This is a genomic window from Paenibacillus sp. FSL H7-0737, assembly GCF_000758545.1.
GTDB lineage: Bacteria > Bacillota > Bacilli > Paenibacillales > Paenibacillaceae > Paenibacillus_AQ.
The window spans coordinates 5057473-5069731 of sequence record NZ_CP009279.1 but is presented as its reverse complement, the minus strand read 5'-3'; the positions used below and the strand labels follow the sequence as shown (position 1 = coordinate 5069731).

7 protein-coding genes are annotated in these 12259 nt (G+C 44.6%); 5 read left to right on the top strand and 2 right to left on the bottom strand.

The genetic code is table 11. The features are described from left to right. Positions 1 to 467 precede the first annotated feature (467 nt). Positions 468 to 749 carry a hypothetical protein gene (locus H70737_RS22195; protein WP_197071244.1) on the top strand — a complete coding sequence of 94 codons (282 nt, stop codon included), beginning with the start codon at positions 468 to 470 and terminating at the stop codon, positions 747 to 749. 288 nt (positions 750 to 1037) lie between these two features. Here H70737_RS22195 and H70737_RS22190 read toward each other — a convergent pair whose 3' ends face one another. Next, on the bottom strand, positions 1038 to 2111 hold the full coding sequence (locus tag H70737_RS22190; protein WP_042190769.1) for a Gfo/Idh/MocA family protein: 1074 nt from the start codon (positions 2109 to 2111) through the stop codon (positions 1038 to 1040). Between the two features lie 281 nt (positions 2112 to 2392). Here H70737_RS22190 and H70737_RS22180 point away from each other — a divergent pair. Beyond that, positions 2393 to 3540, top strand: a protein-coding gene (locus tag H70737_RS22180; protein ID WP_156113169.1) for an IS3 family transposase whose coding sequence is annotated in 2 segments (ribosomal slippage) — positions 2393 to 2651 and positions 2651 to 3540 — 1149 coding nt in all. Because the reading frame shifts where the segments join, the coding sequence is not laid out codon by codon here. A gap of 170 nt (positions 3541 to 3710) precedes the next feature. On the opposite strand, the gene H70737_RS22175 is transcribed toward H70737_RS22180, so the two are convergent. Next, the gene (locus tag H70737_RS22175; protein ID WP_052404389.1) at positions 3711 to 4553 is read right to left on the bottom strand and encodes a hypothetical protein; all 843 of its coding nucleotides are present in this window, start codon (positions 4551 to 4553) and stop codon (positions 3711 to 3713) included. A 363-nt stretch (positions 4554 to 4916) separates the two neighbouring features. Between H70737_RS22175 and H70737_RS29935 the strand changes: the two genes are divergently transcribed. The 3 genes from H70737_RS29935 (at position 4917) to H70737_RS22160 (ending at position 12234) form a co-directional block, all read left to right on the top strand. Next, positions 4917 to 8813, top strand: a complete 3897-nt coding sequence (locus H70737_RS29935; RefSeq protein WP_197071243.1) for a X2-like carbohydrate binding domain-containing protein — start codon at positions 4917 to 4919, stop codon at positions 8811 to 8813. 84 nt (positions 8814 to 8897) lie between these two features. Beyond that, entirely contained in the window at positions 8898 to 9743 is an 846-nt protein-coding gene (locus H70737_RS22165) for an NAD-dependent epimerase/dehydratase family protein (RefSeq protein ID WP_042190764.1), read from the top strand. 280 nt (positions 9744 to 10023) lie between these two features. Continuing rightward, on the top strand, positions 10024 to 12234 hold the full coding sequence (locus tag H70737_RS22160) for a helix-turn-helix domain-containing protein (RefSeq protein WP_156113167.1): 2211 nt from the start codon (positions 10024 to 10026) through the stop codon (positions 12232 to 12234). Positions 12235 to 12259: the final 25 nt, after the last annotated feature.

Sequence of the window (12259 nt, the reverse complement as noted above, 5' to 3'; positions counted from 1 at the left end):
GAACCGTACGGGTTCGACCCCCGTCCTCGGCATCACTAAAAACAAGGGTTTCAGCTCATTTGAGCTGGAACCCTTGTTTGATTTTAAGCGGGTTTACTGGCATTTTGCTAACGCCGGTTCATTCTGGTTTTATAACGGAAGCCTCCTTTACTGAATTTCCGTCAAAGGAGCCGGATGCCAACAATATGCAATGTTCCCTTTTCGTACTCGTTTCTTTCGGTTTCCGCAAAAGGGCGTGTACAAAGATTTGAATTCATCAGATCCAATGAAAGCGCATATTTATAAGGGTTACCAGGTTAGATACAGTCCGGATGGAAACATAATAACCATCGTATTATCAAGCGCAAACTTGAGCGGAATTAGATATGATGTTTTCAATTCAAACAACAACTCTGTTTTGAATGGTCTCATTTCCATAGCCGGAAAAGCAGCAGTTGCATGCGCTGGGGTAATAAAAGGAGGCAGTTATGCAGGATTTTGCAATGTCGATGTTATGGTTATGGATTTGCTATTTTATAGTGACTATTGTTGGAGTTTTACATACCGTATTTAATATTTATGTGTTAAAAATGAGTCCAATGGACGAAAAAGGTATGGGGGAGGGATATGAAAAACAAAGCCTTGGCATCCTCTTTATAATGTCATTCTGTTTTCTATCTTTGGTTGGCTATATATGCGGGGGTTATCTGTACCCAACCTTGAAGAAGCTCTTATTACAGGGGCAATATGGGCCGGAGTTTGCATTATAATTGATGTTTTGGGCTGGGTGATCATTAAGCATCCTTGGAGTCTTTCTTTCAAAGAATTCTATATTCATTATCAGCCATGGATTACACTTATATATTTGGTTATTTTTATGGGTCCTGTAATCGGATATTTGTTCGTTTAATTAAATTTCATATGGAGCATGAGGGCATGGCATTGAAATCGGGCGGTCATTGATTTCTGTTTTGCATGCTACACTTGTTCGAGTCATTGAATCGTATACAATTGTTCAGGCACATGAGAAGGCTCTTAACTTTCTCATGTGTTTGTTTTTATTTGGCAGACCTGATCTCATCTTGCAAAGTTATAGTGCTTCCAAGGGCGATGGCTTCATCGACCGCGAATGACAGTCTGATATCTATTAAGGCATCCGCTAATGAGTATGCTGAAATTCCCGTGTGCAGGAAGCTGGACATATTCAATAAGGCTTGTCCTATCCCAATCTCTTCATCAGAAAGGGGAGAGGGATGAAACGGGTTCTGAAATAGAATAAGCTGTCCTGCACGCAATTCATGCAAGGAGAGACTTTCCAGACTGCCTTCCTGTCCGCCTTGAATCCGGCTAATGTTCATATACTCGGTCTCTTCGGTTCCCAGGCGACGGATAATCTCATTATCGCGAATTTCTCCATGTGATCCGCGGATGAGTACCCGGTTGGTACGGAGGGGCGAGAAATATTGGGAGCGAGTGAAGTCAAGCACAGCGCTTTTGCCGGAGGGAAACACCATAATTGCGATATCCTGCTGCTCTGTCTTCAGGTCATCTTCGGCCTCCCTCCCCCTATAAGAGAAGTCCATGATTGGAACCTCTAGCCGGCGAGCTGTGATTTCACATGCTGTGCCAGTGATCGAGAGCCATTTACGGATCAGGCTGATTCCATGATAACCATGCGCAACAGAGACTTGAACATGACCTACCTCGCCCAAATGTCCGGTTTGAATATAGGCGGTTCTTGCCTGATGATGAGGCAACAGCGGATATTGCTCGGCTATTTGAATCAGAGGGAAATCAATGGCACTGGATCGAAGCAGTTCATATTCAGCCGGCGTGGAGGCGGTGGGTGTTTCGGCCAACACAGGTACTTGCAGCGCTGCAAGCTCCAACAGCAGTGAGACGGCAGAAGTTTTGGACACCGCCAGAACCACAAAATCGCTCTCGGCCGCAAGACGTTCCATCGAGCTGTTCACGGTCAGGTTCCATTTGTCGATCAGTTGCTGGTATTTGGCAGGGTTGCGGATCAATACACCGGTTACCTGAAATTGCTGCGGAAGCAGGTGAGCCAACTTAAGATACATTTCCGCCCGCCAGCCGCTTCCGATTATTCCAAAACGAATTGGTCTGTTCATCTTTAAAATACACCTCTAATGGTTGATTTGTATGTAAACACCTTCGTAGCACAGGTATCAGTTGTCTCTTATTATTGTATATAAAAAATGATAGAGTACATAGGATTATGTATAATATGAAACTATTACTTTTTGTTGTCTTTAGCTAAGCTATCTTTTGCATTTACATACAAAGAAGCGATTATCCAATAGCCGGATTGGTATTATCCCCTCATGGTTGACAGTGAAAAAAGAGCACATGGTATCATGTGTTTAACACAGTCGACCGGAGGGGATTTTTCATGGCTAAAAAGGGGCAGACGTTTAAGAAGTATTCAGAAGAATTGAAGAACGAGGCGGTTCGACTTCACTTAGAGGAGCATATGAGCTATTCACAAATTCTAGAAAAACTCGACATCAAGAGCGATGCTCAGTTGGTGAGGTGGATACGTAAATTTAAAAGTGGGGAGACCTTTGAGGACCGACGTGGAAAAGGTGGAAGGAAACATTTTGACAGTAAAGACGAAGAAATCGCGTATTTGAAGGCACAGGTTGAATACTTAAAAAAGCTCAATCCCAATCTACATGGGGAGGGAAGTTGGATACAAATACCCGGTGCCAATCCATTCAAGAAATGAGCGAGCGATACCCGATTGTTTGGCTGTGCAAACTGGCTGAATTGTCCCGGGCTGCATACTACAAATGGAAAAAGACCTCTGACCTGCGGGAAGCACGCCAAGAGAAGGAGACGAACCTTAAGGAACATATCTTAGCCATTCATCGGCTACGTCCTGCCTATGGCTATAAGCGAATGCGTACAGCGCTTCGCAAAGAGGGATTTCCCGTAAACCATAAGAAAGTTCGCAGGTTGATGAGAGAGCTAGGCATCCAATCAGTGATTCGCAAGAAACGCCCGTTTGCCGGGCGTAAGCCTTCTGTCTTATTTCCAAACGTACTCAACCAGGAATTCACAGCCCACGCTCTTCAGCAAAAGTTAGTCACGGATATTACCTATATCCGTACAGGCCACGAATTTGTCTACTTATCTGTAGTGATGGATCTGTACAACAACGAGGTTGTGGCTTGGAGAATCTCTGTCCGTAATGACTTGAAGCTAGTGGTAGATACTGTGAAATCTCTCCAAGACTCAAAGGCTCTCCTGCACTCTGACCAGGGCTTTCAGTACACTACTCGGACGTATGCCCAGGTTTTAGAGGACAAGGGTTTGGTCGGTAGCCACTCCCGGCGGGGGAATTGCTACGACAATGCTTGTATAGAGTCATTCTTCTCTCACCTTAAGACCGAAAAATTGTATTTGGAGAAACCCAAGAATCTTGAAGATGCTGAACATTTGGTTAAGGAGTACATCCTTTACTACAACAAGGAACGCTTCCAGAAAAAACTCAGCGACCTGTCTCCGGAAGAGTACCGGAACCAGATCGCCGCTTAAAAGGCTTCTTTTTTACTGTCTACTTGACGGGGCTATGACCGGATGATCGCTCCTTTGTATAATCCACTTCTGAAATTTCAATCAATGACCTTCCGTGATTGTTAACGGTGTAAATTGTGGAACCCAAATTGACAGCGGAAGCACTTGCAGAGGCGATCATTAAGCTGGAACTAATCAAGACTACGACTGTAAGCAAGAACATTTTCTTTTTCATTAGTAAACTCTTTGACTATTATTTTTTCCATTATGTTGTGATACATTTGAAGTTGTGATTGATGAGCATGTTCTCTTAGGAGCTCAAAGAGTGCTACTGATTTCTTGAGGTTTGTATCGTTTTCAATTTTGATACTAAAAATCAGAGTTTCTAGAATAGTGTTGATTGCTTCGTTCATATTCTCTTGTTCGTAGTAATACATCACCAGCAAATAAATGTATTCCTCGTAATATCTTATTTCCACATTAGTCACATACTTTTCTATGTCATTTACGTTGTTTTTAAGATCACTCAGAATCCAATCTACGGAATAGTTATATTTTATCGAGGATTCCAAGATGGTAATTAGTCCTGGCAGTAACTCTTCCTCAGCACTGTTTCTAATAAATTCAACATACTCCTTTAGGACTCCTGTCTGGCCTTCCAAAAGGTCGAGCACGTAGGTATTGGCTTTTGCAATATTACAGTAGTATTTGACTTCATTAATTCCTTCATCATCTAGTCCTTTGATCCAGCCCAATTCAGCATATTTTTGAATACACATTCTAGCCTCAGGATACTTACCGAGCTTTTGCAGTGCGATTCCTTTTGAACATAAGCTAAATCCAAAATAATAGGGAATACTTCGCTTCAGGTTTTGTTCTCTCAATGTGTCACTGCTTGTCTCATATATGAATGCAATCTGGGTAATCAATCTATCTGCAATTTCAATCATAGCACCCCAATTTTCCAATGAAAAAGATGCCTTAAGCATACTAGTTAAGAAATCAGCATTTAATCCATCCAAATTCAACTTCAATGCGATCTTCCTTTCTTCTATATATCATTCATCTGTTATAGCTATGTCGGTTGTATCTCTAGACTATTCTTTATTTTACCAATAAAGTAAGTGATTTTCATCACTGGAACGAGGAAACAAGAGTTTGTTTTGTGATTGTCCCAATATAACTAGGGTACAGTGTTTTTACTAAGTTCTTCGAATCGAGGGAATTATGTCTGTTAGGCTGTTTATTTGCCCCTCTATTTAGGGGTTATTTGTACGTAAAATACCGAAATGTACCTATCTTGGGAATCCATATTCAATTATGATCTTCCCGAAAGAAAGCGCTATCAAAGTAATTTTGACCACATTTCATGAGGGGGTAAGGATGATTTGAAGCGAATGGGAAAAAGATTGGGTATGAGTCTGCTAGTATTCATTATTGCAGCAGTACAGTTCGGTTTTACAGGAATGAAAGGCAATGTTGCGCAAGCGGCGGAAAAGAGTATGGCTCAAAAGCCGTATATGGGCTGGAGCAGTTACAGTATGCAAGTGTATGATGGGGCAGGAAACTGGACATCGGCGGAGAGCGTTAAGAAGCAATCGGATGCGATGCATGAGAAGCTGCAAGCCCATGGATATGAATATATTAATATTGATGCGGGCTGGAATGGCGATATGGATGAATACGGGAGACCTATTCCTAGTGAAGTCCTTTATCCGAACGGATTTCAGGAGGTCATTGACTATGTTCATAATAATGGACAAAAGATTGGGATCTATCTGATCCCGGGGGTATCTATCGATGCATATAACCGAAATCTTGAGGTGTATGGGACAGGCGGCGAATGTCGTATTCAGGATATTACGGCCAAGCCGCTTACCATTATGGATTATTGGAATTCCTACACCTATAAAATTGATTTCACGAATCCCTGTGCCCAGAAGTATGTGGATTCCATTGCAGATATGCTTGGTGAGTGGGGGATCGATTTCGTCAAATTCGACAGCGTAACCCCTGGGTCGGGGATTGACAACTTGAGCCGGGATGCACGCGGCGATGTAGAAGCATGGTCCAAGGCTTTGGATAGAAATAACATCTGGTTTGAGCTATCCTGGGCGCTCGACCACAATTACGTAGAATTCTGGAAAAAATATGCTAACGGTTGGCGAATTGATTGGGATGTTGAATCTTATGACGGCAGTGGGTTGACAGCATGGCCGAGTATTTCCCGATTATTCCCCAAAGCAGCACTTTGGTGGCGGGATGCAGGCCCTGGCGGCTGGAATGACTTCGATTCCCTGAATGTTGGTAACGGCTCCATGGATGGTCTGACCAAGGATGAGCGGAAGACTGCGATGACGTTTTGGTCCATTTCTTCCGTACCGCTCTATACAGGGAATGACATGACACGGCTGGATAGTTATGGACTAGAACTGCTTACCAATGATGAGGTAATTGCCGTAAATCAGGCCGGACGTCCTGGTCATCCGGTATCGATGGATACCCAGCAGCAGGTCTGGTACGCCAATAATGGAGATGGGACTTACAGCGTTGCTTTGTTCAATCTGGGTAGTCGGGGTGCGGAGGTTAAAGTCAAATGGAGTGATCTTGGCCTTGATGGTCCGGCTTCAGTGCGCGACCTATGGAGCCATTCCGAGCTGGGAACCTTTCAGAAGGAATTCAGCGGTGGCATCCTTGAACCCCATGCCTCTCGCATGCTTAAAGTAACCGCGCTAAGCGGCACATCAGCTGTCAATAACGATGATACAGGGATGCGCTACAGCGGAGATTGGAAGCGAAATGGAGGCAAGGAGCTATTAGAGGGGAAGCAGGATCTGAGCATTACAATCAAGGATTCCAGTGCTGCTGCTATGAACACTCCTCAACAGGATGCTCTTAGCTCTGGGGCTGACCCTGCTGCGGATTCAGCTTCGGCAAGCAATACCAGCGTTACGGATGTGGTTTACATTAATGATAATGACAGCGGCATTAAATACAACGGCATATGGCAGGTAAGCTCAGCTCGAGAACATGGAGATTATAATGGCGATGTGCATTATACCGAGAAAGATGGTGATTCTTTTGAGTACACCTTTACGGGAACGGGCATTGAGCTGCTGACGGAAAAGCATGAATCGCAAGGAGAAATGATTGTTACATTAGACGATGGGGTTGCACAGACTGTAAATGCGTATACAAGTGGACCGAGAGAGGTACAACAATCTCTTTATAGTGTATCAGGACTTTCTAACGGCCCTCACACGCTTAAGGTGAGCAAGGGATCGGGAAATTATATGCTGCTCGACGCGCTGAGAGTGACAACAGAAAGTCCGGCTGGGGGTCAGAACAGTTCTATCACTCCAACTTCCGCTGGGTTTGATAAAGCAACGGAACAACAGAAGGATGTCACAGTCACGCTTAATCTGCATGGTAATACGCTGAGTGGTATTGAGAATAATGGAGTGGCACTCCGCGAAGAAGATTATACGGTGACTAATGACAAATTGACCATTAAGAAGGAATATCTTGCACAGCAATCTGCTGGCATAACAAGTCTTAACATCATCTTTAACGCCGGTGATCCACAGACACTAGCGGTACACATTAGCGATTCTACAGGCATCCGTTATGTGATGGTTAATAACGACGATCCGGGAATCAAATATAACGGTAATTGGTCCCGCAGTAGTGGAAGAGGAATGGGCGACTACAATGACGATGTGCAGTATGCGGAGCAGAATGGTGATTCTTTTGAATATACCTTCAGAGGAACAGGGATTCAACTGTTCACTGAGGTAGACGAATCACAAGGGGATATGGATATCTATGTAGACGATCAATTCAAGGGCACGGTAAGCGCTTATCGAAACGGGCGATTGTCACAGCAGATTCTGTACAGTATCTCTGGGCTTACAGATGGACAGCACACACTCAAGGCTGTGAAAAAATCAGGCAGATTCATGCTGCTTGACATGCTCAAGGTAGAGATTCCGAATATGATTAATCCGATCGCAGCGAGCTTTGATAAATCGCCTTCTGCTCAGCAGGACATTGAGATTACACTTCTACAACAGCCGGAAAGCTTCATAGGCATTACGAATGGATCATATCATCTGGTTCCTGGGACCGATTATACGGTAGCTGGTGACCGTGTTACACTGAACAAATCTTATCTCGCAGCACAACCAGTGGGAAAGCTGAACCTCAGCTTTACTATTGGTGGCGATTATCTTAATGATGTGCATTCAACGACAGTGGACGGCGATTCCTTTGAATATACCTTCAAGGGCACTGGAATCCGATTGATCACACCTACGGGTCCAGATCAAGGTGAAGTAGATATTTATGTGGACGGACAATGGATTCAGACCGTGAATGCTTATAGTCAGAGTCGACTGACACAACAGGAGATTTATAGTATTTCTGGATTGGCAAGCGGCTTACACACACTTAAAGCTGTGAAGAAATCAGGTAATCTCATGCTGACAGATCGATTGAAATTCACAGTCCCAACCAGTGATGGCGGAACAACGAACCCTACAGAACCTCCAACACCAACGCCGACGCCGACGGCAACACCTACACCGACTGATGCAGGGGGTCCGTCTATACCAGCTCAGCCTTCATTCACACCTACCCTGACTCCGACGCCAACTCCGGCATCTGGAACTGATGGGAAGGATGATGCCGAGACGATGCGACATTCGGCGTATATCAACGGATATCCGGGAGGCTTCTTTAAACCCGATGCTCCCATTACCCGTGCTGAGATGGCAACCATCCTAGCGAAGGTTGCTGAGAAAGAGGCCACTGGATCAGGCGTAACATTCAGTGATGTTCCCTCCAGCTATTGGGGGGCAGATGCTATTGCCAAAGTAGCTAAGATGGGACTAATGAACGGTTATACTGATGGTACTTTTAAGCCTAATCAACCATTGACGCGTGCAGAAATGGCTAGTTTAACAGCCATGCTGAGCCCGAATTCTACAACATCGGGCCGCGGCTTCTCTGACATCACCGGTCACTGGGCACAGGCAGCGATAAAGAAAGCCCAAGATATAGGCATAATGAATGGCTACAGTGACGGAACTTTCCGTCCGAATTCCAAGCTTACTCGTGCGGAAGCCGTTACAGCTATCAACAGAGTTTTGGGCAGGGGCCCGCTTATGGGTGTCTCGCAGCCAGGGTGGAACGATGTTCCAGTCTCCCACTGGGCATTCGGTGATATTGAGGAGGCTTCGACCGACCATATCTCGAAGCCTAGTACACAAGGCGGAGAACAGTGGACAGAATAAGTTGAGCGATGAATGAACGGAGGGGCCTTCTTTGGCCCCTTTTTTCTGAATGATATGAGATGAGAAAAAGAAGGGGGGATGAGCATGAATATTCTAATTACCGGAGCAAGTGGATTTATCGGAACGGCTCTAGCCAAGTATTTGGCAGATAAACATACAGTGATTTGTCTGTCACGCCAAGCTCCGGAAGGGGCTTTTGCGTATGTTCAGGGTTCTTTTGATTCGGCGGAGGATTTGAGCAGGCTGGACTCGTATGATATTCAGGCGGTGATTCATCTTGCCGCAGTTGCTGGCGGCTCTACTGAGGAGGAAAGCCTTGCTGTTAATGTGCTAGGAACAAGGAGATTGTACCGATATCTGCTTGACCACGGTTGCCAAAAGTTCATCACAGCGAGCTCCATTGCCGTGGTGGGTGGACTCACTGAGGATTTTATTCCGCTTGAGCTGCCTATCCCAGATGATCATCCCTGTTTGGCAGCGGATGCCTATGGGCTAAGCAAGGCTATGGTCGAGGAGTTGACCCGGTATTTTCATCGCAATCATAAAGATACCGACTTTATCAATCTTCGCTTTGGAGCTGTAGCCTCCCCAGGCTGGATTCCTCCTGTCTTGAAGACAGGATCCAAGCCAACGCTCCCGTTCATCACACTGGGGCATGTCCATGCTGAGGATGTGGTGGAGGGAATTACTGCGGCACTGGAATCTCCACTTAACCCGGGGGTAAGAACTCTCAATCTGGTTGGGCCGGATGCTAGCAGCAATTTGCCAGTGGCTGAGCTCCTTACCCCGTTGGTGGGGAATGATTATAATTTGGATTATTATCATTTTTCCGGTCAAGAATATAAGCCCTTGTATGCTATGGATCGTTTCAAGGAGGAATTCGGTTTTGTGCCTTCACGTTCTACCCGCCATACGATGGGTACAACTTAGAAGGGTTAACATACTGGAAAGATAAAAAATTCGGATGGTGAATAAAAAGCAGTGATAACGGCGTATATCGCTGCTTTTTATCCAGTTCTGAAAGTTTTAACACCTGTAAAATTGGGTTTGCACACTTGACTATTAAGTAAAATGTTTTAATCTATGGTAATGATAGCGCTATCGAAATGATATTAGGGGAGGGGTCACTACGCTTAAATATTCCAATATCTTTCGTAAATTCTTAATCTCCTATGTAGTCATTTTGGTCATTCCCAGCATTGGCGGGTATATGTCCTATCTGACTTCGATTTCTGTGACAGAGTCTATCTCTATTGAGAACGGGGTCACCCAGCTCCAGAAAAGTCAGGAAATATTGGAGCGCCGCATGGCGGAAGTAGAAGGGTTTACCAGGCAATTGGCAGTCAACCAGGAGCTAAACGTTCTGATGAATGAAAGAGACAATGAGACGAACGTGTATGGCATTTGGAGAACGATGCGGAATGTCCTGACTTTCGGTCAGACGAATGATTTTTTGCAAAACTATTATATTTACCTCGCCAATTATAATCTTATTCTAACCCCAGGTTCTTCTTACCGACCGGAACATTACTACTCTAATTTCAACTATAAGGATCTTTCACTACAGGATTGGACCAAAGAAGTGCTTGAGAAAACCCACCGCAGTGAAATCAAGCCACTCAGTGACTATGTTAGCAGGGGCATGCAAACCTCCGTTATTACCTATATGCAGTCACTCCCTCTGGATAGTTTCAACGATTCCTCACCAGCTGTCGCGGTAGTGATCATAGACGAGAAAATCATTTCTAGTCTGTTATCTGGTCTAACTGAGCGTTACGGAGGCTGGGTTCATATCAGCGATGCTGAAGGAAATACGATTGTCCTGCAGGGAAGTGATGAGCAGAAAATGGCCCATATGACCGCTGATTCGGATTTTGATAAAAACAAGGTTAGTCAGTTCTATGAAGACGATCTAGTGATCACGACTCGTTCTGATTCGAACGGCTGGGTATACCAGACAGGGATTCCCCGGCATATTTTGATGGAGAATGCTAACAAGATCAAGCAAATGTCCATACAAATTACTGGAGGGACATTACTCATCGGCTTGATAGTCGGACTAATACTTGCTTACCGTAACAGCGCTCCAATCAACCATATGCTTAGCGTTATGAAGGAGCAATTTGGCAAGGAAGAGGCCTCCGCCAAGAATGAATTTGACTTTTTAAGCGGAAATATTGCCAATATGATCACCAAGAACAAGTTGCTGGAAACCGAACTTAATCGTCAGCTGCCGTTGGTCAGGGATGCATTTCTGAAGCGGTTATTAGCAGGTGAATTCAAAACGCATGATGAGATTCTCACTGCCGCTGAGCAGGTGGGGATTAACTTGAAACAGAACACTGGATATGTAGGAATTGTTCAGATTAACGGCTATGCCGGTATGGACAGCGTTGAAATCCTCAATGAGCTGAATGCTTCCCGTTTGCTGCTGAAGCAGTCCCTATCGGATCTCGGAGTGGATGTACTAATGACGGATATGGGCTCCGACAAAGTGGTAACTCTGTTTTTCTCCAAGGAAGAAGAGACCGACAAAGCGTATGAGGCAGAAAATATCACTAACATTCTGGAGAATTTGGCGCAGTACGTTTTTAATGAGTACCGTATTACTACTCAGGCGGGCTTCGGTGATCTTTTCACAGAAATAACGGAGGTTAGCCTTTCCTTTGACCAAGCCAAACAAGCTCTGGAATATGCCGTCTACATGAATAAAAAAGGAATTGTATGGAGTAGCGAAGCCCAAAATGAGAATACGACCTACTATTATCCACTGGATACAGAGCAACGTCTGATCAGTACCATTCGGGCTGGAGAGCTAGAAGAGGCTAAACGGATTGTCCGTGCGATTGTTGCCCAGAACATGGAACAGCGTGAATTATCCATGGAAATGAAGCAACAGCTTGTTGGTGAAATAAAAGGGACGTTTCTTAAGCTTCTGGATCAAAAGGCTTTTACAGAATACCCGGACATCGAGAGTGTGAAGCGGAGGGTCATAGACATTGGTTCATCGGAACGACTCGAAATGATTCAGACCGAATTTTTTGTCATTATGGAAGAACTGTGCGGACTTATTGCAAATAAAAAGAAGGATGTTCATATTCAGCTTATTAAGCAGATCAAGGAATATACCATAGAGAATTATTCGGATACAGAGCTGAGTCTGTACCGGGTAGCTGAACAGGTGGAACGGCCTGAAAAATACATTTCTCAATTGTTTAAAGAGGTTACCGGTGTCAATTTCTCCGATCATCTGATAAAAGTGAGAATGGATCAGGCTGTGATTTTGCTCAAAGATAGTCGGTATACGGTCGATGAGATTGCCATGCGGGTGGGCTATAACAGTTCACATTCTTTCAGACGGGCCTTCAAGCGGTTAATCGGCGTTTCACCGAGCGCTTATAGACAGTCTATTGATGAATAAATAGTTGTTTGGTGAAAATTAAGTA

Coding starts and splice junctions, on each gene's coding strand:
- H70737_RS22195 (WP_197071244.1), top strand. CDS start 468: ATGCAGGATTTTGCAATGTCGATGTTATGGTTATGGATTTGCTATTTT.
- H70737_RS22190 (WP_042190769.1), bottom strand. CDS start 2,111: ATGAACAGACCAATTCGTTTTGGAATAATCGGAAGCGGCTGGCGGGCG.
- H70737_RS29935 (WP_197071243.1), top strand. CDS start 4,917: ATGGGAAAAAGATTGGGTATGAGTCTGCTAGTATTCATTATTGCAGCA.
- H70737_RS22165 (WP_042190764.1), top strand. CDS start 8,898: ATGAATATTCTAATTACCGGAGCAAGTGGATTTATCGGAACGGCTCTA.
- H70737_RS22160 (WP_156113167.1), top strand. CDS start 10,024: ATGTCCTATCTGACTTCGATTTCTGTGACAGAGTCTATCTCTATTGAG.